The following is a 22,897-nucleotide window of genomic DNA, read 5'->3' on the forward strand; positions in this document are numbered from 1 at the left end:
GGGATCCCGCCCCGGGCGTCCGGCGCCCGGGGTCGTCACAGCTGAAGGACAGGCGGCGTCCGCATCCGGCGGGCGCCGCCTGCGGCTTTTCCGGCGGCGACCGGGCCCCGCCGCCGCCCGGAGCCGGGCCGGACGTCCCCGCCGCGGTCCGGAGTCCGACATGCCGGACGTGCCGGACGTGCCGCCCGGAGCCGGACGCGCCGGATGTGCCGCCCGGAGCCGGACGCGCCGGATGTGCCGCCCGGAGCCGGACGCGCCGGACAGCACGGTCAACTCGCGGACGTCCCCGCCGCCGCCCGGAGCCGGACGCCCGCCCTGCCCCTCCGGCGTCGGGACCCCGCCGCGTCGCCGTACGGTATCGTGCCGCTTTCCCTCCCCGGCCCGGACCCGGGCCCCCACGCTGGAGGTAGTCGATGACCTGCGTCCCACCCGGATCCGGATGGCCCGGGGACCCGGCCTCATCCGGCACGCCCGTCGCCCGTGATCCCGCCGGGGTGCGGGAGCTGGCGGAGGCGAGCCGCTCGCTCGCCGAGCTCACCGCCGCGCAGTCGGTCTGCCGGGCCTGTCCACGGCTGGTGGAGTGGCGGGAGGAGGTCGCGACGGTCAAGCGGCGGGCGTTCGCCACGGAGACCTACTGGGGGCGGCCCATCCCCGGATGGGGCGAGGAGGAGCCGGAGGTCCTCATCGTGGGCCTGGCTCCGGCGGCGCACGGCGGCAACCGGACCGGTCGCATCTTCACCGGGGACAGGAGCGGCGACTGGCTGTTCGCCTCCCTGTACCGCACGGGCCTGGCCGCGCGGGAGACCAGCGTCCGGGCCGACGACGGCCAGCGTCTCATCGGCGCGCGGATGGTGGCCGCCGTCAGGTGTGCCCCGCCCGCCAACAAGCCCGACCCCGCGGAGCGGGCCGCCTGCTCCCCGTGGCTGTCCCGGGAGATCGCGCTCGTCGCGGGGAGCCTGCGCGTGGTGGTCGCGCTGGGCGGCTTCGCCTGGCAGGCGCTCTGGCCGGCGTTGCAGGAGGCCGGGTGTGCGCCGCCGCGGCCCCGCCCGGCCTTCGGACACGGCGTCGAAGTGCCGCTGACCTGGCAGGACGGGCGGAGAGTGCATCTGCTCGGTTGTTACCACCCCAGCCAGCAGAACACCTTCACCGGTCGGGTGACGGCCGAGATGCTCGACACCCTCTTCAGCAGGGCAAACGCGCTTCGGAGCTTGTGAACTCGATCACAAAGAGAAGATCGGCAGGAATTCTCGCAGTAAACGAAGGTGTTTCTAGCTGGTAGCGGAAGTTCCGAGCGATTTGCTGGTTCGCCCCCTGGTGTGAGCGGAGGCTCGGACGTATGCTTGTGAAAGGTTTCACAAGCCTCGAACCTACCGAAGGATGACGTCGTCGTGGATCGCAACTCCAAGCACATCGTGGTCGTCGGCGGAGGCTACGTCGGCCTCTACACCGTGCTGCGCCTCCAGCACACGCTCCGTAAGGAGCTGCGTGACGGAACCGTGCGAATCACCGTCCTGACCCCCGAATCCCACATGACCTACCAGCCCTTCCTCCCCGAGGCCGCGGCGGGCAACCTGTCGCCCCGGCACGTGGTGGTCCCGCTCCGCCGGGTCCTGAAGAAGGCGACCATCCTCAACGGCAAGGTCACCAAGGTGAACCACGCCGCCAAGACCCTCGACTTCGCACCCAACGTGGGCACCCCGCACGAGATCGAGTACGACATCGTGGTCATGGCCGCGGGTTCGGTCTCGCGTACCCTCCCCATCCCCGGGCTGGCCGACGCCGCCATCGGCTTCAAGACGGTCGGTGAGGCGATCGCGCTGCGCAACCGGGTGCTGGGACTGCTCGACCGCGCCGAGAGCGACGAGGACGAGGCCCTGCGCAGGCGAGCCCTGACCTTCGTGGTGGTCGGTGGTGGCTTCGCGGGCATCGAGGCGCTGGCCGAGCTGGAGGACATGGCGACCGACGCCGTCCGCTACTACCACAACGTCAAGCGTGAGGACTTGCGCTGGGTCCTCGTCGAAGCCACCGACCGCATCCTCCCCGAGGTCGGCCCCGAGATGGGCAAGTGGACCGCCGAGCAGCTGCGCGAGCGCGGCATCGAGGTCAAGATGAACACCCGGCTGGAGTCCTGCGAGGGCGGCCTGGTCAAGCTCTCCGACGGTGAGGAGTTCGAGTCGGCCACCATCGTGTGGACCGCCGGCGTCAAGGCCAGCCAGGTCGTCAACGCGGGTGACCTGCCCTTGGACGAGCGCGGCCGGATCAAGACGACGACCCGTCTCACCGTGGCCGGGGTCGAGGACGCCTTCTCGGCCGGCGACGTGGCCGGGGTGCCCGACGTGACCAACCCGGGCCAGTACTGCGCACCCAACGCCCAGCACGCCGTCCGGCAGGCGAAGGTGCTCGCCGACAACATCACCCGCCGGCTTCACGGTAAGGAGCTGGTCGACTACCGCCACAAGTATGTCGGGTCGGTGGCGGGACTGGGCCTCCACAAGGGGGTGGCCAACGTCTACGGGATCAAGCTGCGGGGAATTCCCGCGTGGTTCATGCACCGCACCTACCATTTGTCGCGGGTGCCTACGTTGAATCGCAAGGTTCGCGTGATGGCGGACTGGACGCTGGCGCTTTTCTTCAAGCGGGAGACCGTCTCGCTCGGGGAGATCGAAGCGCCGCGGGCGGAGTTCAAGGCCGCGGCGACGACCTGAGTCCCCGGTCTCGGGGTGAGCGGTGGCCGGAGTCTCGTCCGGCCCCGCCGCCGATCCCCGTGTCCACGGCCCCGTTCCCGGTCCACCGGGGGCGGGGCCGTGGCGGTTTCCACCCGCGCTGACGGTGCCGGTGGCGAGCCGGCCGGCGCGGTCGCCGAGGCGCACCCGGCCTCCCCGGGACGTGCGCGCGAACCCGGGGCCGCGCGTGGCCGCCTCCGTGACCGGTTCGCCCGCCTCCGTGACCGGTTCGCCCGCCGCCGTGGCGCGCGTTCGGCGGCCCCGTAGGCGGCGTGGACCGGCGGCGGTTCTTCGCCGGTACCTTTTCCCGCCCCGGTCCGTCCGCACGCCGGAGGGGGCGTCACGGTCGCTTTCCGCCCCGTCCCCGTCTTCCGCCGGAATCCGCTCGCGGGCGCCGCCGACGTCGCGGGGGCCGGGGTGATCGCCGGACGCCGCAGATGATGCGCCGTCGGCTCACATGTCGCGTTCCGGATGGTTTCCGGGACGGCGTTCCCGGTGCCGTCCACGGTGAACGCTCCGGCACCGGTGATCCTCTCACCACCCGAGCCCACGCTTTCGGGGGCCCGCCGTCTCCGGCGTCAACTTGACCATCTCGGTGGTGTGCTATTCCTTGACCGGGTCGCCGGAGTGCGGACGGTCCGCGGATTGGCGAAGAGAGTCATGGGATGGAGGGCTTGAACAGTTACGTATGAGTGATTCGTTACGTATGATTGCGGCGCCCCCGTAGCCCAATGGCAGAGGCAAACCCCTTAAAAGGGTTCGAGTGAGGGTTCGAGTCCCTCCGGGGGCACAGGATTGCCTATTTAACGGCCCGGCCTGTGACCAGTGGAAATATGGGAACAGCCGGGTTTCGGCACGGTGTCGATTGTGGGAGTGCCTGGTATAAAACAGTAACCATGAGGAGTGGGACGAATACGGACAGGTCCCCCGCCTTGGCGGCGTTTTCCGGCGGGCGGCGGATGCTCTCCTTGACCGGCCTGCCCCATCCGCCGCCGTCGCTGTGATCACCGTCACTGTGATCGCCGGCGTCGCCGTGACGGTGTCCGCCACCGTGGTCGCCGATGTCGCCGTGACGGTGTCCATGACCGGTCCCGGTGCCGCTCAGGCGAGGGCCGGACGTCCCGGTGCCGCTCCGCCGGGAGGTCGGCGCACAGGGCACGGAAACCGGGAACCAGATGTGCGGGCCGTTCGTTGACGACAGCGGCGGTAGCCGTGCGACCGCTTGGACAACTTAGATATCAGCACGATACGGCCGTGTGACAACCTATCGAATACGCTGATCGCATAGGTCGCAGCGTGGAGGCAGCGATGGAGAGTAAGAACCCCGTATTCAGCCGGCAAGCCAAGGGCCACCAGGCCTGGGGGCCGGCTCCGACGCCCAGTGATCTTCAGGGCATGTACGACGCGCCGTCCTACGCGCCGCCCGCGCAGCGGACGATGACGATCGACGACGTGGTCGTGCGCGGCTTCATCACCCTGGGCACGCTGGTCGTGTCCGCAGCGGTGGCCTGGGTGCTCAACCTGGGCATGGCCGCGATGATCGCCGGTGTGCTCGTCGGCCTGGTGCTGGGCCTGATCGTCTCGTTCAAGCAGAGCACCAACCCGGTGCTGATCCTCGGCTACTCGGTCGCCTACGGTGTGGCCGTCGGTGTGATCAGCCACGTGTACAACGATCTGTACAACGGCATCGTCTTCCAGGCGGTGGTCGGCACCGCGCTGGCCTTCGGCGCGATGCTGACGGTGTACGCCCTGCGCATCGTCCGGGTCACGCCGAAGTTCACCAAGTTCGTCGTGGCCGCGGCCCTGGCCCTGATGGGCCTGGCGCTGGTCAACCTGCTCGCCGGCTTCTTCATCGAGGACGGCATCGGCATCCGCTCGGGTGGCCCGCTGGCCTACGTCTTCAGCGTCGCCGCCATCCTGGTCGGGTGCTTCTTCCTGCTCCTCGACTTCGACGAGGTCGAGCGCGGGGTCCGGGCCGGTGCTCCGGAGAAGTACTCGTGGCTGATGGCCTTCGGCCTGACCGTCACCCTGGTCTGGATCTACCTGGAGATCCTGCGCTTCCTGAGCTACTTCACAAGCAACGACTAGGACATACGACGAACCCCGCCCGGAGCCTGTCCGGGCGGGGTTTCTCATGTCCGAGAGCGGGCACGCCGGTGAACACAAGGCGACAGGCTGTCGGCGAACCGCGCCGGAAGAGAGCTCCCGAGGGCTTGCTATCTGCGCATTCGTGATGCACTGTCGAGCAAAGGAGCCTATCCGTGGAGGTGCTCATGTCGTTGAACCACTCGCTGGAGACGCAGAACAAGCTGATCGCCAGAGTCCCGGACATCACGGGACGCGCACTCCCAGAGTGGTTCCAAGCCATCGACAACGGCCCGGCTTTCCTTCGTTGTGAAGAGCGCGCCAACTGGCTCGCCGACGAGCACGGGCTGTCCCACGGCTACGCCGCCGCGATCGTGCACGAGCACGAGCGGCACCGTCGTACCCGTCACCTGTAAGCCGTCCAGTCACAAGCCCGCGCCGCTCCGGTGGTGCGGGCTTCGTCGTGCGTGGGCATGATGGAAGCATGGATCTTGACCAGGCGAGGGCTTTCCTCCGTGACAACCATCGGGCGGTCATGCTGACCCGGCACGCCGACGGGCGTCCGCAGCTCTCACCCGTCACCGTGGGGGTGGACGCCTCGGGGAAGGCGGTCGTCAGCACCCGGGAGACCGCGGTGAAGGTTCGCAACCTGCGCCGGGACCCGAAGGTGACGCTCTGCGTGACGACCGACGCCTTCTTCGGGCCGTGGGTCCAGATCGAGGGCGTCGCGGAGGTCGTCTCGCTGCCCGAGGCGATGGAGCCCCTGGTCGACTACTACCGCGACATCTCCGGCGAGCATCCCGACTGGGACGACTACCGGGCCGCCATGGAACGGGACCGGCGGGTGATCGTGAGGATCGAGATCACCCGTGCCGGTCCCGACGTCCACGGCTGACCGCCGGCCGGGGGAAGCTCAGCTGAGGCGCTCCAGGACCATGGCCATGCCCTGCCCGCCGCCGACGCACATGGTCTCCAGACCGATCGACTTGTCGTGGAAGGCCAGGCTGTTGATCAGCGTGGAGGTGATGCGGGCGCCGGTCATGCCGAAGGGGTGGCCCAGCGCGATGGCGCCGCCGTTGACGTTGAGCCGGTCGAGGTCGATGCCGAGCTCCCGGTAGGACGGGATGACCTGGGCGGCGAACGCCTCGTTGATCTCGACGAGGTCGACGTCGCCGATGGACATGCCCGCCCTGGCCAGTGCCTGCCTGGACGCCTCGACGGGGCCCAGGCCCATGATCTCGGGGGACAGGCCGGTCACGCCGGTGGAGACGATCCGGGCCAGCGGGGTGATGCCGAGCTCGGCGGCCCTGGTGTCGCTCATCACGACCACCGCCGCGGCGCCGTCGTTCAGCGGGCAGCAGTTGCCCGCGGTGACGGTCCCGTCAGGGCGGAAGGCCGGCTTGAGCTGGGAGACCGCCTCGTAGGTGGTGCCGGCGCGCGGGCCGTCGTCCTTGGTGACGACGGTGCCGTCCGGCAGGGTCACCGGGGTGATGTCCTTCTCCCAGAAGCCGTTGGCGATGGCCTTCTCCGCCAGGTTCTGCGAGCGGACGCCGAACTCGTCCTGCTCCTGACGGGAGACGCCCTTCAGCCCGGCCACGTTCTCCGCCGTCTGGCCCATGGCGATGTAGACGTCGGGCAGCCGGTTGTCCTCGCGGGGGTCGCGCCAGACCCCGCCGCCGCCCTCGGCCGCCTTGGCCGAGCGGGTGCACGCGTCGGCGAAGAGCGGGTTCTGCGTCTCGGGCAGCGAGTCGGAGTTGCCCTTGACGAAGCGGGAGACGCACTCCACACCCGCCGACACGAACACGTCGCCCTCGCCCGCCTTGATCGCGTGCAGCGCCATCCGGGTGGTCTGGAGGGAGGAGGCGCAGTAACGGGTCACGGTGGTGCCCGGCACGCCGTCCAGGCCGAGCAGGGTGGTCACCACCCGGCCGATGTTGAAGCCCTGTTCGCCGCCCGGCAGGCCGCAGCCCAGCATCAGGTCGTCGATGGTGGCCGGGTCGAGCTGGGGGACCTTGGCCAACGCGGCCTGGATGATCTGTACGGTCAGGTCGTCGGGACGGATGTCCTTGAGGGACCCCTTGAAGGCGCGTCCGATGGGCGAGCGCGCGGTCGCGACGATGACTGCCTCGGGCATGTGGCTCTCCTGGGTTCGTTTTCAGTCCTCCTGCGGAGCGTACCGCGCGGTATGCCGGAATCCACGACCGGGGGCCGGTGAAACAGAACTTTGTACGGGACGCACAAGGGGGTGCGCCGAACTCAGCCGTACATGCCCGGCAGGGTGCCGGCGCCGTCCTTGACGCCGTGCAGGCCGCCCTTCTCGTCACGCCACATCCGCCAACCGTCGTGGCTGCCGGTGAACCAGGCGGGCGGCGCGGGCGAGCCCGCCACCCGGCCGCCGTCGGACAGCCGGAACTCGCACAACGCGGCCACCGAGTAGAAACCCGGGCTCTGCCCCTTGAGGGGGAGCGGCTTGGGGTCGGTGACGCAGAAGGACCAGCCGCGTTCGGTCTTCACCTCGGCACCGCGGCCGGTGGCCAGGTCGAAGGCGTGGCCCGGTTTGCCGTGCCGGAGGAAGCCGATCTTCTCCATCCGCGGCGGGAAGGCCAGCCACCAGCCCGGCTCCGGGACCTGCGTGGCCGGGATCTGCCCGAGGACCCGGCCGCTTGCGGCGTCCAGCCGGGCGAACCCGCCGTACTGGCCCTGCTGGTCGACCGGGCGGACCACCGGTGCGAACCCCGGGCTGCCGCTTGGGTAGACGCGCACCACCGACGGACGCATCCAGTTGACCGTGCCGTCGGCGAGCTTCACGGAGAACAACCCGAAGGCGGAGACCTTGCCGCTCTTCGGATCGGTGTAGGGGGCGACGTAGCCGACCAGGTCGCCCGCCGCCGCGCCGAACGACCAGCCGCCCGACAGGTCGACCCCGGAGCCGAGCGCCTGCTCGACGGGGAGCTGCCAGGCGACCTTGCCGGTCCTCAGGTCGCGTGCCTCCAGGACGGGATGGCGGGCCAGCCGGAGGAACACCGCGCGGGAGTCGTCGGACCACTCGACCTCGGCGATGCCGGGGAGCTTCCACCTGGTCCGGCCGGTGGCCGGGTCGAGCACGACGAGGCGGGCGCCGGCGAGGGCGGTGTGCTCGGAGACGCACACGAGCCTTCCGCACCGTTGCGGGCCGAAGGTGGAGTGAACCGGGCGGCTCCACCGGCGCTCGCCGGTCCTGGCGTCGCGGCCGACGAGCGCGGCCTTCCAGCGACCCTGCCGGACGGGGTCGACCGCCACGGCGACGGACCGTCCCGGGGCGGTCTCGACGATCGCCGGGGCGGGCACGCCCATTCCCGGCAGGCGGCCCGCCATGGTCGCCGGATGAGCCCACAGCCGCCGGCCGGTGGCGAGGTCGAGGGCGACCGTCTCCAGCGTGCCGTCCGGTCTCAGGGAGGTGGCGGTGGCGACGCCGCCGGCGGCGTCGGTGCGGCTGACCGCGTTCACCCCGGCGTTGTGCCAGGTGGGATGGTCCGGGGCGGCCGCTTCGCTGCCGGAGCAGCCGGCCAGGGCCACAGCTCCGGCGAGCACCAGGGCCGGGTTCGCGATGGGCCGGATCACGGGCATTCACTCCAATGGGGGCGAGGCGTGACGGCTTCGCCGCGGAGGGTGACCGCGTTCAGGCGTCGTCGGGCCGCGCCCCGGGCCGTCGGCGGAGCAGGGTCACCCATCGTCCGTAGGTGCCGGTCGCTCGGCCGGCGACGCGGGTCGCGGAGACCTCGGCGCCGGGCTCCTCCGCGGCCTTGACCGCCGCGAGGTAGATCGACTCGCTGCGCCGGACCCGCGGCTCGGGCCACAGTCCCAACGCGTTGCACACAGAAGGTAGCACCGCGTAAGCAACCTGTAGATAACCTTGAGCAGATGGGTGGTAACGATCAAGACTGAACATCTCGGCCGGGTTCGTGTCGAACTCCGGGCCCAGCAGGTCCGCGAAGGCCACCGTCCGCCCGCCGGCCTCGACCACGGCGACCGTCTGGGCGGCGGCGAGCTGCCGGCTCCAGCGCCGCGTCACCCAGCGCAGCGGCTGTGCGATCGGCCGGACCGTGCCCAGGTCCGGGCAGGTGCCGACGATCACCTCCGCCCCCGCCTCCCGCAGCCTGCGCACGGCCTTCTGTAAGTGCCGTACGGCCTGCGCGGGCGGCGTCTGGGAGGTGATGTCGTTGGCGCCGACGAAGACGACCGCGACCTCCGGCCGTGCCCTGAGCGCCTCGTCCACCTGGTCGCCCAGGTCGGCGGAGGTCGCCCCGGACCTCCCGGCCACGGTCAGCCGCACCGGCCGCTCGGCGATCACCGCGAGGCCGCAGGCGATCAGCACGCCGGGCGTCTCACCCGGATCGGTGGTGCCCAGGCCGACGGACGTCGAGTCGCCGAGCATGACCATCCGGATCGGCTCACCTCCGAAGGCGCCGTAGACCCCGTCCGAGGGCGGTCCGTCGGTGCCGTGCGGCCGGCCCACGATGCGGCGGGCCACCAACGCCTCGGCCAGCAGCAGGCCGTAGGCCGCAGCGCCAAGGGCGGTGAGCCCTCCTCCGCCCATCGCCGCGGCGGCCGCGATGCGCCGGGCGGTGCGGGCCGCCCCGGGTGTCCCGCTCACGTGGCGTTGCTCCCTCCGTAAGGGGCGGTAGCGTTGCCTTGAAAGCCAGCCGAGTCCCCGCCACCCCCATGGGATCACGGCGATCAACACAACAAGCTGACAAAGCTTCGGTATTTCGAGGTGATCATCCCGGTGCGCGTATACGACTCGCTCGTCGAGCTGATGGGCAACACCCCTCTCGTCCGGTTGAAGACCGTGACGGAGGGCCTGCCGGCCCAGGTGCTCGCAAAGGTGGAATACTTCAACCCCGGTGGCTCGGTCAAGGACCGCATCGCGGTGCGGATGATCGAGGCCGCCGAGCGGTCCGGGGAGCTGCGTCCCGGGGGGACGATCGTGGAGCCCACCTCGGGCAACACGGGTGTCGGCCTGGCGATCGTGGCCCAGCAGCGCGGTTACCGGTGCCTGTTCGTGGTGCCCGACAAGGTGGCCCAGGACAAGATCGCGGTGTTGCGGGCCTACGGGGCCGAGGTCGTGGTCTGCCCCACGGCCGTCTCGCCCGACCACCCCGACTCCTACTACTCGGTCTCCGACCGGCTGGCCAGGGAGACCCCGAACGCCTGGAAGCCCGACCAGTACTCCAACCCCAACAACCCCGACAGCCACTACCACTCGACGGGCCCGGAGCTCTGGGAGCAGACCGAGGGGCGGATCACCCACTTCGTGGCGGGGGTCGGCACCGGCGGCACGATCAGCGGCGCCGGGCGCTACCTCAAGGAGGTGTCCGGCGGCCGGGTCAAGGTCATCGGCGCCGACCCCGAGGGCTCGGTCTACTCCGGCGGCACCGGCAGGCCGTACCTGGTGGAGGGCGTGGGCGAGGACATCTGGCCGGCCACCTACGACACGACGATCTGCGACCAGATCATCGCGGTCTCCGACAAGGACTCCTTCGGCATGACCCGGCGCCTGGCCCGCGAGGAGGGGCTGCTGGTGGGCGGCTCCTGCGGGATGGCCACGGTCGCGGCGCTCCGGGTGGCCGGCCAGGCCGGTCCGGACGACGTGGTCGTGGTGCTGCTGCCGGACGGCGGCCGGGGCTACCTGTCGAAGATCTTCAACGACGAGTGGATGGCCGACTACGGCTTCCTGACCACCTCCACGGACGAGGGCCTGGTCAAGGACGTGCTCCGCGGCAAGGGATCCGGTCTTCCGGAGTTCGTGCACACCCACCCGCACGAGTCGGTCGAGACGGCCATCTCGATCATGCGTGAGTACGGGGTCTCGCAGCTGCCGGTGATGAAGGAGGAGCCGCCGGTCATGGCCGCCGAGGTGGTCGGCTCGATCCTGGAGCGCGACCTGCTCGACGCCCTCTACCGGGGCCGGGTCCGGCCCACCGACCCGCTGGCCGAGCACATGTCGCAGCCGCTGCCGATGCTCGGCGCGGGGGAGCCGGTCTCCATCGCGGTCGAGGCGCTGGAGAAGGCCGACGCCGCCGTCGTCCTCGACGACGGCAAGCCGGTCGGCCTGCTCACCCGTCAGGACCTGCTGGCCTTCCTGGCCAACCGCTGACGGTCCGCTCCGGGGCTCACACGGGCACCTCGGCCATGACCTCCCAGGCACCCGAGGGGGTGGGGCCGGCCACGAGACGGCCGCCGAGCGCCTCGACGCGCTCGGCCATGCCGACCAGGCCGAAGCCGCCCCCGAGGCGGGAGATCTTGGTTTCCGTCCTGGCGCCGTAGTTGCGCACGCGCAGCCGCACGGTCTGCCGGGCGTCCGACCCGTCACGTCCGTTCTGCGGCTGCCTCCCGGCCTGCGCGCGTCCGGCCTCGGCCCACAGGCGCAGGTCGGAGCCGTCGGTCAGCCTGAGGTCCGCCTCGACCCAGCCGGCGTCCGGGGCGTGCCGGCGCACGTTCGTCAGCGACTCCTGCAGCACCCGGTGAAGGGTGGTCATCGCCTCCGGGGCCAGGGTCTCCTCGGTGATCCCCTGCCCGATGTCGAAGGCGACCTGGGGGCCGCCCGCCGAGAAGCGTTCGACCATGGTGCGCATGTCCATGAGCGTGCTGCCGGGGGAGCGGGCGGCCTCGTCCTCCGCGCGCAGCACGCTGACCAGGCGGCGCATCGAGGTGAGCGCGTCCGCCCCGGCCCCGGCGATCGCGTCCAGGGCGGGCAGCACCGCCTCCGGCTTGTGCTCGGCGACGACCTTGGCGGCCTGGGCCTGCACGACGATTCCGGTGATGTGGTGGGCGACCAGGTCGTGCAGTTCCCTGGCCAGCTCCAGTCGCTCGGAGCGCCGCACCGCGCTGACGGCCTCCTTGCGGCGCTCCAGTTGGAAACGGAGGTAGGCGCCGACTCCGGCGGCGAACGACCAGCCGACGAAGAGCAGGAAGCCGGCGGCCAGCGACGGATCCGGTTCGATCACGCGCGCGGCCGACGCCTCCAGCACGCCCATCGCCAGGAGCGAGAACACCGCGGCCCGCCGGACCGGCTCGATCGTGCGCAGCACGCCGATCGTGAGGATCAGCAGGGCTCCGGTCTCGGCCAGGCCCGGCATGCAGTCGCCGCCCGCGAATCCGATGACCATGGTGGACGCGAACGACACCGTCAGCAGGGAGACGAACCCGCCGGTCCGCCTGCTGTGGCGCCACAGCACGGCCAGCACTCCCACCACACCGCAGCCGGGGACCAGCCAGCTGACCGCCGGCCCGCCGGAGGACAGCGCCACCGCCAGGTCGATCAGCAGCAGGAGCATGAGCCAGCCGACCAGAGCGATCTCGCTCAGCCTCTTGATCCAGTAGACGATCCGGTTCATTTCCACCACGGGCACCGAGCCTAGGCCGGACGGTGGACATGTCATATCAGCCGTTCGGTCGAGACCTCCGCGCCGAACCGACCCTTCAGCGGAGGTGGAGGGGGCGGGCCGTGACCGATGCTTGACGTGTCGAAGGGGAGAGGGAAATGACCGTCATCGGAATCACAGTGCTGGCCCTGGGGCTCGTGGTCGCCGTCGCGCTGACACTCGCCGACCCGGTCCTGCTGTCGCGGATCAACGGCGAGGACGCCGAAGGCGGCAGCGGCCGGCACATCCAGGCCCCGCCGCTTCCGGCCCGGCCCGGCGCCGTGAGCGCCGCGGTGCCGGGCGGTGCGCCGGGTCACGTGGCAGGCGGCGTGGCGGGTGCCGCGGTGGGCACGGCGCCGAGCCGGACCGCGGGCGGCGCGGTCGTGCCGCCGCAGGCGCGCCGTTCCGCGGACCGGACGCCGCAGGCCGCGTAAGGACCTACCGGGGAAAGGACCCACCGGGCAGGTTCCGGGACGCACGGCGGTTGCGGGACCGCCGCCCGGAACACCGGCCGGATGCGTCGCGGTGGACGCGATTTTTGCGAGTAGCGTTGCCCGTATGAACCAAGGATTCGAAACGCTCGCCATCCACGCAGGTCAGGAGCCCGACCCTCACACCGGGGCCGTCGTTCCGCCCATCTACGCGGTGTCCACCTACAAGCAGGACGGCGTGGGCGGCCTGCGCGCCGGATATGAGTACAGCCGGTCGGCCAACCCGACCAGGACTGCTCTGGAGCAGGCGATGGCCGCGGTCGAGAGCGGCACCCGGGGTCTGGCGTTCGCGTCGGGCCTGGCGGCCGAGGACACGCTGCTGCGTACGGTCTGCAAGCCCGGCGACCACGTCATCATCCCGAACGACGCGTACGGCGGCACCTACCGGCTGTTCGCGAAGGTCCACGAGCGCTGGGGGCTGCACTACGACCCGGCCCCGCTGGGCGACATGGCGGCGGTGGCGGCGGCCATCACCCAGAAGACGAGGATCATCTGGGTGGAGACCCCCACCAACCCGCTGCTCGGCGTCGCCGACATCGCCGCCCTGGCCGAGCTCGCCCACGACAACGGCGCGCTGCTCGTGGTGGACAACACCTTCGCCTCCCCGTACCTCCAGCAGCCGTTGGCTCTGGGCGCCGATGTGGTGGTGCACTCCACCACCAAGTACGTCGGGGGCCACTCGGACGTGGTCGGCGGCGCGCTCGTGGTGCGCGACGAGGGCCTGGGCGAGGAGCTCGCCTACCACCAGAACGCGATGGGTGCGGTGGCCGGGCCGTTCGACGCCTGGCTGACGCTGCGCGGGCTCAAGACGCTCGGGGTCCGGATGGAACGGCACTGCGACAACGCCGAGCGGGTGGTGGACCTGCTGCTGGCCCATCCGCGCGTGGTCTCGGTCCTCTATCCGGGCCTGCCCGAGCACCCCGGCCACGAGGTGGCCGCCAAGCAGATGAGGCGCTTCGGCGGCATGGTCTCCTTCCGGGTCGCCGGGGGAGAGGCCGAGGCGGTCGAGGTGTGCAACCGGACCAGCCTGTTCACCCTCGGCGAGTCGCTCGGCGGGGTGGAGTCGCTGATCGAGCACCCGGGCCGGATGACCCACGCCTCGGCGGCGGGTTCGCCGCTGGAGGTCCCCGCCGACCTGGTCCGCCTGTCGGTGGGCATCGAGTCGGTCGACGACCTGCTCGCCGACCTCAGCCGGGCACTGGGCTGACGCCGGGCCGCCGCCGGATCGGCGCCGGGCCGGCACAGAGCTGACCCCGGGCCGATTCCGGGCCGGCCTGCCTCCGCGCGGCCCCCGTGTGGTGGTCCGGGGCCGGTGTGCCTCCGCGCGGCCCCTGCGTGGCCGTCCGGCGGCGTCCCGGGCGGTCAGCTCGGGTCGCCCCAGATCATCAGGATCAGGATGACGATCCAGATCAGGGCGATCACGCCGGAGAAGGCGGCGATCCGGCCGGTCTGCACCTTCGCGTCGTCATCCGGGCTCTCGCTGGAGAGGACCCGGATGGCGCTGCCCTGGTCGCGGGCCACCATGACCAGCAGCAGCGCCGCGACCACGAAGAGCGTCATGGAGACCGACAGGTACGGCCTGGCCAGGAACTCGCGGCCCAGGATCAGGCCGAACAGGAAGACCCCGACGGACGCGATGCCGTAGACGCGCGTGGTCTTGTGCAGGTAGCGGAGGACGTTGACGTCCTTGGCGCGGATGAACCTGGGGGTGGACATCGTGGCGGCGGTCACCGGGCCGAGAGCGAAGATCGAAAAACCGATGTGCAGCCAGAGCAGCAGGTTTGTCATGCGCCAGACATTAGTCTCCGGCGATCTCCTCCGGATACGGCGCGCGTGAGCCTTTTCGGCCCGCTGCGTCTTCCTGAATGATCTTTTGGTCGATATTCCCGCGGAGCGGGCGGACGGTCACCGGGGCCGGGTGCGCGTCGGTCTCCCGGGTGGCGTCGTCACAGGTCAGAGGGGGTGGAGCTCAGTCGCCTTCGATGATGTCGTGCCGGTCGCGGCCCGGCACCAGGCACAGTTCGTAACCGACGCAGCAGATGAGCATCAGCGCCACGAGAACTCCCGCGACCATCGGACTCACTTTTTCCCCCTTTTAGTACGTCGTGCTTTGTTTACAAGAGAGACGGCGCTTCGGAGGAAGAGGTTGTTGCGGAGAGGTCACGGTTGCGTCAAGGAAGGATATCGGTCGCTGCGGGCCGCCGATCTTCGCATTTCGCCCTGAGCACAGTGGAGGGATGAGTAGGATCGCTGACGAGCCCGTTCCCGGGTGAGAGGTCGGCGGCGGTGATGCCGTGATCGTGCCGGGCGGGCGTTCCACCAGGAGAAGCACAATGGCACGAGGGAGTGCCCGTCGTGGGTGTCAAACATGTCGAGCCGTACACCGATGAATGGCGGCACCAGCCCGCCCTCTACGCCCGCCGCGTCGTGGAGGCGCTGGGGGATGAGGTCGAAGACTGGTGGCAGGGCCCCTGCGACCCGCGCACCGTCACCGTCCGCCTGACCGGCGACGACGCGCTGGTCTGGGACGAGGAGAGCGGCTGGCGCCGGGGCCGCTTCCGCGGCGGCGACCGCGACACCCCCACGGTGCTGGCCGACGCCCGCTACCTCGGCGGTGGCCTCCTGCTCGCCCCCGAGCGGCTTCCCGCCGCGGTCGCCGACGCCCGCGCGGGGGTCGGCAACAGCACGGCCTGGCGACCCTGCTATCGCTCCTACCGCCACTACAGCGACGGCTTCGACATCGCGCTCAACGCCTACGCCGCCTACGCCGACGTGTGATCCGGGCCGTCCCGCCACGCGGCACGCTCCACCGCCGCCCGAGGCCCCCGCGCGCCGTACGGGGCTCTCGCCCGGAGGCGCCCGGGTCGTACGGAGCTCCGCCCGGGGCCTCGCGTCATGCGGGAACTCCGGCCGGGGCCGCCCGGGTCGTACGGAGCCCCGCCCGGGTCAGCGGGTGCGCCGGGCACGCAGGAAGTCGCTGACCACGTACTCGCCCAGGCGGTCGGCGCCGGGTGAGAAGACACGGCCGCCGTTGCGCCGGGCGACTTCGTCGACGAACTCCTTCAGCCGCTCGTCGTCGGCGAGCATGAACACGTTGAGTGTCGCCCGCCGCCGGGTCATCTTGTCGACCTCGGCGAGCGTCAGCTCCAGAGTCTCCTGGGTGGGCGGCCACTCGAAGGCCGCCGAGCCGTTGCGTCGCAGGTGGGCGGTGGGCTCGCCGTCGGTGACCACGAGCACGACCGGCTCGAAGTCGGGGTGCCGGTCGAGGTGGCGTCCGGCGATCAGCAGGGCGTGGTGCAGGTTCGTCCCCTGGACCATGTCCCACTCCAGACCGGCCAGCTCGTCGGGCCGGAGCACTCGGGCGTAGTTGGAAAAGCCGATGATCTGCACCGCGTCCTGCGGGAACTTCGAGGAGACGAGGGCCTGAAGGGCCAGCGCCGTCTGCTTGGCGGCGGCCCACGTGCCGCGCAGCGCCATCGAGTAGGACAGGTCGACCAGCAGGCAGACCGCGGCGGCCGTGCGGCGTTCGGTCTCGGCCACCTCGAAGTCGTCGACCGACAGGCGCACCTTCCCGGCCTTCCCGTCTCCTCCGGTTCTCCCGCCCCCGCCGCGCCGCACGCCGTTGACCACCGTGCGGACCACGTCGATCGGCTGCTCGTCGCCGAACCGCCAGGGACGTGAGGAGCCGGTGAGCTCACCGGCGGAGCCCGCGTCCGGCTGGTCGTGGTCGCCGCGGCGGCCGGCCTCCAGGGAGGAGAAGACGCGGCGCAGCGCGGTCTCGCCCAGGCGGCGGACGGCCTTGGGGGTGAGCTCCAGCTTCCCGCGCCGGCGGCTCAGGTAGCCCTGCCGCTCCAGCTCGCGCTCCACCTGTTTCAGCGCCTCCAGGTCGTCGACCGCCGCACGGCCCAGGGCACGCCGGATCGCGGCCTCGTCGACGTCGTCCATGCCGGCCCCGGGGTAGTCCTGGCGGAGCGCGGCCTCCAGCTGGGTGAGGTCGGCCAGCTCGTCCAGCGCGCTCACCGCGTCGGACATCCCCATGGGCTCGTCCCCGCCCATCCGCTCGGGGGTGTTCCAGGCCAGATCGGGCCGGCGGGAGTACAGGGACTCGCCCAGCCGGCGCATCTGCTCCGCCAGCCCGGCCTGTTCCAGGGTCTGGTCGATGAGCCGGCTGAGCTCCTCGCGCTGGGCGGGGGTCAGCGAGGCCAGCAGGCGCTGGGTGGCCGCCGCCCGGCGGGCGAGGGTGTCGACCAGCTCTTCCAGGTTCCGCGGCGACTCGGGGAACATCTCCCCGTATTTCGCCATGAACTCCTCGAAGTCCTCCTGGGTGTGCTCACCGCGGGCATCCCGGTCGAGCATGTCGTTCAGGTCGGACATCATCCGCCTGACCTGCTCCATGGCGGCCGGGTCGGGGTCGGCCAACGCCTGCCGCATGCCCCGGAACTGGCTGTCGAGCACCTCGCCGCGCAGCAGGTCGCGCAGCTCCTCGAAGGTCTGCCGGGCGGCGGCCGAGTACCACTGGTAGTCGCCCAGCTCCCGGATGGCGCTCGCGGTGTCGTCGGGCAGGGCGTCCAGTTCCGCCTCGCGCATCCGGGCCGCGTCGGAGGGGTCGGGGAACAGTTCGGCCCGCTCCTGGCCGATCGCCTTGTCCAGCAGTGCCCTGGCCCGCTCCAGCGTGCCGTCCAGGCGGCCGCGCTCGCGCAGTTCGCGGCGGCGGCGGCGCACCTCGCGCAGCAGCTCGTCGAGCCCGCGCCGGTCCGGCGCACCCGGCAGGCCCTCCCGCAGCAGGTCACGCAGCGCGTGGCCGGGGTTGGCGCCGGACAGGATGGCGTCGCCCATCCGGTCGAGCGCCGAACGGACATCGTACGGGGGAGCGAGGGGGTCGGGCCCGTCCCGGTACTCGCCGTAGCGGTAGCTCATGCCACCCCCTTCAGGTGCGGTATACCGTCGTGCCGTCCACCTCGTCCTTGGACAGCCGGCGGAGGAGATAGAGCCCCTCCAGGGCGAACTCCAGTGCGGCGGCGGCGTGCCCCGGGGACTCGTCGCCGATGCCGAGCTGAGACATGATCTTGGCCAGCCCGGGGACGGGACCGACCCCGCGCAGCAACTCGGCGGCGGGGACGAGCGACCCCGACTCGACCTGGACGCCGTCGGAGAACCGCTCCAGCAGCGGGTTGAGATCCGTGCCGCCGAGCGTGCGCCGGAACGTCTCGGCCACGGCTCTGCGGAGCAGGTGACCGAGGATCTCGATCTCCCGGCCCTCCTCGCTGACCTCGAACTCCACCTTGCCGCGGAGCGTGTGCACGATCCCCGGCAGGTCGGCGACCCGGGCCACCGCCCGCTCCTCGCCGGTCAGCGCGGCACGCCGGACGGCGGAGGCGGCGGCGGTCTCGGCGGCGGCGATGGAGAAACGGGCCGACACCCCGGAACGCGCGTCCACGGCCGTCGACTCGCGGACCAGCCGGGTGAAGCGGGCGATCGTCTCGACGAGGTGCTCGGGCAGGTCGGCACCCACCTGGCCGAGCGCGGCCTCCTGCCGGATGAGGACCAGCTCGGTGTCGATCGACAGCGGGTAGTGGGTGCGGATCTCGGCGCCGAAGCGGTCCTTCAGCGGGGTGATGATCCGGCCGCGGTTGGTGTAGTCCTCGGGGTTGGCGCTGGCGATCAGCAGGACGTCCAGGGGCAGCCGCAGGTTGTAGCCCCTGACCTGGATGTCGCGCTCCTCCAGCACGTTCAGCAGCGACACCTGGATCCGCTCGGCCAGGTCGGGCAGCTCGTTGACGGAGAAGACGCCCCGGTTGCTCCGAGGCACCAGGCCGTAGTGGACGGTCTCCGGGTCGCCGAGCGTCCGCCCCTCCGCGATCTTGATCGGATCGACGTCGCCGATCAGGTCGCCGACGGACGTGTCGGGGGTGGCGAGCTTCTCGCCGTACCGGTCGTCCCGGTGCTTCCAGGAGATCGGCAGCTCCTCGCCCGCGTCCGCGGCCAGACGGCGGCAGCGCACGCACGAGGGCACGTAGGGGTGGTCGTTGATCTCACAGCCCTCGACGACGGGCGTCCACTCGTCGAGAAGACCCGTCACGGTGCGGATGAGCCGGGTCTTGCCCTGGCCGCGCTCACCCAGCAGGACCAGGTCGTGCCCGGCGAGCAGCGCGCGTTCCAGGTGCGGGAGGACGGTGTCGTCGAAGCCCACGATGCCGGGGAACCGCGGCTCCCCCGCCCTGAGCCTGGCCAGGAGATTCTCACGGATCTCGGCCTTTACCGTACGGTGGATATGGCCGCTCGCGCGAAGCTCGCGCAGAGTGCGTGGCTCTGGGATGTGAGGCACAGGACCGAGACTACGTCCCCGAGGTCCGATCCGACACTCTCCTCCGTCCTTCGGATCTTGACCATTGTGTGCCGATCCGTGCGAGTGCTTGTCCGCGCAGTGGGGAGAATCGCTCCAAGACAGGGCTTCGGAAAGTTGCCGGGGCATGACGTCACGGAGGGTTCCAGGAAGGCCCGTTAACGGAATTTCACAGCCGGTTTCACAACGAACCCACGGCCGACACCCCGGGCGGGGTCAGGGACGCCCCCGGCGGCGAGCCGTCATACATGAGGGAGAGGCGAGACGAGTGGCGCTGATGACGAGCCGTTTCGCCGATGGCCTCGCGGTGGGACCCGACCTGGTCGCCGCAGCCGAGACCGCCGTGCGCCAGGCCCTGTCCGGGCTGTCCGGCCCGGCGGACCTGATCTGTTTCTTCATCTGCGGGGACGACCCCGACGACGTCTCCCGGGCCGGGCTGCGCGCGATGAGCATCGCCCCCGGCGCCGCCGTTCTCGGGTGCAGCGCCACCGGGGTCATCGGCGACGGACAGGGGGTGGAGGCCACCCCGTCGGTGAGCGCCTGGGCCGCCAGCCTGGAGGGGGCCCGGCTGACGACCTTCGCGCTCGACACCTTCCGGACCGACGACCGCTTCGTCGTGGTCGGCCTGCCGGAACGCGGGTCCGACGACCGGGCCGCCATCATGTTCGCCGACCCCTACACCTTCCCCACCGACGGCTTCGTCGAGCGCTCCGCGGAGGTCCTCGGTGACCTTCCGCTGGCCGGCGGCCTGGCCAACGCCGTCCAGGGCCGCGGTGCGGTGCGGCTCTTCGCCGACGGGGAGGTCCACACGGAGGGTGCCGTCGGGGTGCTGCTCAGCGGCCCGGTCAACGTCAGCACCGTGGTCAGCCAGGGGTGCCGCCCGATCGGCCCCACGATGGCCGTCACCGAGGCCGAGGACAACATCCTCCTCGAACTCGCCGGCCAGCCCGCCCTGGCCCGGCTGGAGGAGATCGTCAGCGCTCTGGACGAGGACGACCGCGATCTGGTCGCCTCGGGCCTGCAGATCGGTGTCGCCATGGACGAGTACGCCGAACGGCACGAGCAGGGCGACTTCCTGATCCGGGGCGTGCTCGGCATCGACCCCGAGCGGGAGGCCGTCGCCATCGGCGACGTCGTCGAGATCGGCCGCACCGTCCGCTTCCAGGTCCGCGACGCCGCCACCGCCGACGAGGACCTGTACGAGGTGCTCGACTCCCACCGCGAGCAGTTCGGCCGGGTCGACGGCGCCCTGCTGTTCTCCTGCAACGGCCGCGGCTCCGCCATGTTCGGCACCTCCGACCACGACGCCGTCGCCGTCCGTGACATCCTGGGGCCCATCGGCGTGGCCGGCTTCTTCGCCGCCGGCGAGATCGGCCCGGTCGGCGGACGCAACCACGTGCACGGGTTCACCGCCTCGGTGCTGGTCTTCTCCGCTCACCCGCCCGCCGACCGGCCCTGACGTGCTCACCGGTCTCCGGCCGACCGGCCCTGACGCGCTCACCGGTCCCCGGCCGGGCGGCCCGTCCGCGGGGCACGCGGTTCAGGACACCCGGGACGGCGCGGCGGTCCAGGTGTCGCAGGCGGAGGGGGAGACCGCGTCGTAGCCGCGCTCGAACCAGCGGACCCGGTTGGGGCCGGAGCCGTGGGTGCGGTGGTCGCCGTCGTCGCCGCTGGCGCGGATCGCCTCGGACAACGCCTCCCAGTCCTGCCCGGTACGCGCCAGGGAGTGCCGTACGCTGCCCAGGAACACCCCTGACAGGCAGTCGGCCTGCAGCTCGTAGCGGCGGCCGAGCTCGGCCCGGCGCGCGCGGTCGGACCGGGCGCGGGCCTCGTAGTGGTCCCTGACGCCGGTGAGGCTCTGCAGATGGTGGCCGTACTCGTGGGCCGCCACCTTGAGCGGGTAGAGGTCGGTCCGGTCCTCGATCCAGCCACCGGTGAGCGGGAACACCAGCGTGGCCCGCTCCGTGCAGTAGAAGGCCGCCGCGCCGGCGGGCCAGCGGACCCCGCACACCCGCTTCTCGGGCTGCTCGTAGAGACGGACCGTGGGCTTGCGGAACCTCAGCCCGGCCCGGGCGAAGTGATCGGACCATGACCTGTTGAGACACCTCATGGCCGCCGTCAGATACTCACCCGTCCGGGGGATGCCGCGATCGACGATCGGCGGCTCCGGGCAGGACGTGGCCGCCAGTCTGCCGCTCCTGAGCAACGGGCTCCCGGGAGAGCCGGGGAAGCCGGCCTGCGCGGCCCGGGGAGAGCCGGGCGAGCCGGGGGAGGCCGCCTGCGCGGCCCCGGGCGGTAGGACGGCGAGGCAGGCGGCCCCCAGGAGGGCCCACGGGACGAGGGCGGCCGGGCGCCGCCGGGCGGGTCCCCGGAGACCGCCGCCGAACGGGAGGAAACGCATGACCGGACAGCTTAGAACCCCCGGCCCGTCCGGTCGGCCGCCACCACCGGCGCGTCCCGTCCGGCCGGGACCCCCGTTCCTCCCCGTACGATGGCCCGCATGCCCGACTCTCAGGTGACCTTCGAGGACGTGGTCGCCGCGCGTGAGACGCTGGCCGATGTCGCCCTGCGCACCCCGGTGATCCACTCACACGTGCTCTCCGGCGTCGTCGGCGGGCCCGTCCACCTCAAGTGCGAGAACCTGCAACGGTCGGGGTCGTTCAAGGTGCGCGGGGCCTATGTCAGGATCGCCCACCTGAGCGAGGAGGAGCGGCGGCGGGGAGTGGTCGCGGCCAGCGCGGGCAACCACGCGCAGGGCGTGGCGCTCGGGTCGGGGCTGGTCGGAGCCGCCGCGACGGTCTACATGCCGCAGGGGGCGCCGCTGCCCAAGGTCGCCGCGACACGCTCCTACGGGGCCGAGGTCGTCTTCGCCGGTCATACCGTGGACGTCGCGCTGGCCGCCGCGCGGGAGCACGCCGAGCGGACCGGGGCGGTGTTCATCCATCCCTTCGACCACCCGGACGTGATCGCCGGGCAGGGCACGATCGGGCTGGAGATCGTGGAGCAGCTCCCCGAGGTCGGGACGATCGTGATGTCGCTGGGCGGCGGCGGGCTGGCCGCGGGGGTCGCGCTCGCGGCCAAGTCGCTCCGGCCGGGTGTGCGGATCGTCGGTGTGCAGGCCGAACGGGCCGCCGCCTACCCGGCCTCGCTGGCCGCGGGACAACCCGTCGGCGTGGAGCCCGCCTCCACGATGGCCGACGGCATCGCGGTGGGCCGTCCGGGGGAGCTGCCCTTCGAGCTGATCCACTACCTGGTCGACCACGTCGTCACGGTCAGCGAGAGCGAGATCTCCCGGGCGCTGGTGCTCTGCCTGGAGCGTGCGAAGCAGGTCGTCGAGCCCGCCGGGGTGGCGGGGGTGGCGGCGATCCTGGCCCGGCCGCAGATCTTCGAGCCGCCGGTGGTCGCCGTGCTCTCCGGGGGCAACATCGACCCGCTGCTGCTGGCGAAGGTCCTGCGGCACGGCCTGGCCGCCGCCGGACGCTACCTCACCCTCCGGGTGCGGCTCCCCGACCGGCCGGGCGTGCTGGCGGCGATGCTGGCCAGGATGGGGGAGCTCGGCGCGAACGTGGTCGACATCGTGCACGAGCGGCTGGGCATGCACCCGGGGGACGTCGAGGTCCAGCTCCAGTCGGAGACCCGGGGCCCCGCCCACGCGGAGGAGGTGCTGGACGCCCTCCGGGCGGACGGGTACAAGATCGTCATCAGCTGAGCCGCAGGACCGCGGGGCCGCCGCCGCGACCGTGACCGCCGGCACGGGGCACGCCGGGCCGTGACGGGGCGGTGGCGGCCCCGGCGGCACCCGCCGTGGTCCGGTGGGCCCGCCGTGACGGGGCGGCCCGCGGTGACCGTTAC

General features: G+C 71.7%; 19 protein-coding genes and 1 tRNA gene. 12 read left to right on the forward strand and 8 right to left on the reverse strand.

Annotation, left to right across the window (positions count from 1 at the left end):
* The first annotated feature begins 413 nt into the window (after nt 1–413).
* From F4562_RS20455 to F4562_RS20480, 6 genes are all read left to right on the forward strand, one after another.
* Nucleotides 414–1,214, forward strand: a complete 801-nt coding sequence (locus F4562_RS20455; RefSeq protein WP_184544782.1) for a uracil-DNA glycosylase — start codon at nt 414–416, stop codon at nt 1,212–1,214.
* A 174-nt stretch (nt 1,215–1,388) separates the two neighbouring features.
* Nucleotides 1,389–2,705 carry an NAD(P)/FAD-dependent oxidoreductase gene (locus F4562_RS20460; protein ID WP_184544785.1) on the forward strand — a complete coding sequence of 439 codons (1,317 nt, stop codon included), beginning with the start codon at nt 1,389–1,391 and terminating at the stop codon, nt 2,703–2,705.
* 735 nt (nt 2,706–3,440) lie between these two features.
* Nucleotides 3,441–3,513 (forward strand) — tRNA-Leu (locus F4562_RS20465).
* Nucleotides 3,514–4,031: 518 nt separating this feature from the next.
* Complete coding sequence (locus tag F4562_RS20470; RefSeq protein WP_184544787.1) at nt 4,032–4,811, forward strand: Bax inhibitor-1/YccA family protein; 780 nt, start codon at nt 4,032–4,034, stop codon at nt 4,809–4,811.
* 185 nt (nt 4,812–4,996) lie between these two features.
* A complete protein-coding gene (locus F4562_RS20475) occupies nt 4,997–5,224 on the forward strand; it encodes a DUF4287 domain-containing protein (protein ID WP_184545132.1) in 228 nt (75 codons plus the stop codon).
* 68 nt (nt 5,225–5,292) lie between these two features.
* Nucleotides 5,293–5,703, forward strand: a complete 411-nt coding sequence (locus tag F4562_RS20480) for a PPOX class F420-dependent oxidoreductase (protein WP_184544789.1) — start codon at nt 5,293–5,295, stop codon at nt 5,701–5,703.
* Nucleotides 5,704–5,721: 18 nt separating this feature from the next.
* Here the strand turns inward: F4562_RS20480 and F4562_RS20485 are convergent, their stop codons facing one another.
* The 3 genes from F4562_RS20485 to F4562_RS20495 form a co-directional block, all read right to left on the reverse strand.
* Nucleotides 5,722–6,942, reverse strand: a complete 1,221-nt coding sequence (locus tag F4562_RS20485; RefSeq protein WP_184544791.1) for an acetyl-CoA C-acetyltransferase — start codon at nt 6,940–6,942, stop codon at nt 5,722–5,724.
* 122 nt (nt 6,943–7,064) lie between these two features.
* Complete coding sequence (locus tag F4562_RS20490) at nt 7,065–8,414, reverse strand: outer membrane protein assembly factor BamB family protein (protein WP_184544793.1); 1,350 nt, start codon at nt 8,412–8,414, stop codon at nt 7,065–7,067.
* A gap of 52 nt (nt 8,415–8,466) precedes the next feature.
* Complete coding sequence (locus F4562_RS20495) at nt 8,467–9,441, reverse strand: SGNH/GDSL hydrolase family protein (RefSeq protein WP_311734152.1); 975 nt, start codon at nt 9,439–9,441, stop codon at nt 8,467–8,469.
* A gap of 132 nt (nt 9,442–9,573) precedes the next feature.
* Between F4562_RS20495 and F4562_RS20500 the strand changes: the two genes are divergently transcribed.
* Complete coding sequence (locus tag F4562_RS20500) at nt 9,574–10,944, forward strand: cystathionine beta-synthase (RefSeq protein ID WP_184544795.1); 1,371 nt, start codon at nt 9,574–9,576, stop codon at nt 10,942–10,944.
* Between the two features lie 16 nt (nt 10,945–10,960).
* On the opposite strand, the gene F4562_RS20505 is transcribed toward F4562_RS20500, so the two are convergent.
* Nucleotides 10,961–12,184, reverse strand: coding sequence for a sensor histidine kinase (locus tag F4562_RS20505; protein ID WP_246474215.1), 1,224 nt, complete (start codon nt 12,182–12,184; stop codon nt 10,961–10,963).
* A 146-nt stretch (nt 12,185–12,330) separates the two neighbouring features.
* Here F4562_RS20505 and F4562_RS20510 point away from each other — a divergent pair, with 146 nt between their 5' ends.
* Together F4562_RS20510 and F4562_RS20515 are read left to right on the forward strand one after the other, a co-directional pair.
* Entirely contained in the window at nt 12,331–12,645 is a 315-nt protein-coding gene (locus F4562_RS20510) for a hypothetical protein (RefSeq protein ID WP_184544799.1), read from the forward strand.
* A 124-nt stretch (nt 12,646–12,769) separates the two neighbouring features.
* Nucleotides 12,770–13,909, forward strand: a complete 1,140-nt coding sequence (locus F4562_RS20515) for a cystathionine gamma-synthase (RefSeq protein ID WP_184544801.1) — start codon at nt 12,770–12,772, stop codon at nt 13,907–13,909.
* Between the two features lie 155 nt (nt 13,910–14,064).
* On the opposite strand, the gene F4562_RS20520 is transcribed toward F4562_RS20515, so the two are convergent.
* Entirely contained in the window at nt 14,065–14,490 is a 426-nt protein-coding gene (locus F4562_RS20520) for a hypothetical protein (protein ID WP_184544803.1), read from the reverse strand.
* 567 nt (nt 14,491–15,057) lie between these two features.
* Between F4562_RS20520 and F4562_RS20525 the strand changes: the two genes are divergently transcribed.
* Nucleotides 15,058–15,480, forward strand: coding sequence for a DUF6292 family protein (locus F4562_RS20525; RefSeq protein ID WP_184544806.1), 423 nt, complete (start codon nt 15,058–15,060; stop codon nt 15,478–15,480).
* Between the two features lie 168 nt (nt 15,481–15,648).
* Here F4562_RS20525 and F4562_RS20530 read toward each other — a convergent pair whose 3' ends face one another.
* Together F4562_RS20530 and F4562_RS20535 are read right to left on the reverse strand one after the other, a co-directional pair.
* Nucleotides 15,649–17,619, reverse strand: a complete 1,971-nt coding sequence (locus F4562_RS20530) for a vWA domain-containing protein (RefSeq protein WP_184544808.1) — start codon at nt 17,617–17,619, stop codon at nt 15,649–15,651.
* Between the two features lie 10 nt (nt 17,620–17,629).
* Nucleotides 17,630–19,027 (reverse strand): sigma 54-interacting transcriptional regulator, encoded by a 1,398-nt coding sequence (locus F4562_RS20535; protein ID WP_184544810.1) that lies wholly within the window; start codon nt 19,025–19,027, stop codon nt 17,630–17,632.
* Nucleotides 19,028–19,322: 295 nt separating this feature from the next.
* Between F4562_RS20535 and F4562_RS20540 the strand changes: the two genes are divergently transcribed.
* Nucleotides 19,323–20,504, forward strand: a complete 1,182-nt coding sequence (locus F4562_RS20540) for an FIST signal transduction protein (protein WP_184545136.1) — start codon at nt 19,323–19,325, stop codon at nt 20,502–20,504.
* A gap of 81 nt (nt 20,505–20,585) precedes the next feature.
* Here F4562_RS20540 and F4562_RS20545 read toward each other — a convergent pair whose 3' ends face one another.
* A complete protein-coding gene (locus tag F4562_RS20545) occupies nt 20,586–21,446 on the reverse strand; it encodes a neutral zinc metallopeptidase (protein ID WP_184544812.1) in 861 nt (286 codons plus the stop codon).
* Between the two features lie 99 nt (nt 21,447–21,545).
* On the opposite strand from F4562_RS20545, the gene ilvA reads away from it, so the two are divergent.
* Nucleotides 21,546–22,754 carry a threonine ammonia-lyase gene (ilvA, locus tag F4562_RS20550; protein WP_184544814.1) on the forward strand — a complete coding sequence of 403 codons (1,209 nt, stop codon included), beginning with the start codon at nt 21,546–21,548 and terminating at the stop codon, nt 22,752–22,754.
* The last annotated feature ends 143 nt before the right edge of the window (nt 22,755–22,897 follow it).

Source organism: Streptosporangium becharense (assembly GCF_014204985.1).
GTDB classification, from domain to species: Bacteria; Actinomycetota; Actinomycetes; order Streptosporangiales; family Streptosporangiaceae; genus Streptosporangium; species Streptosporangium becharense.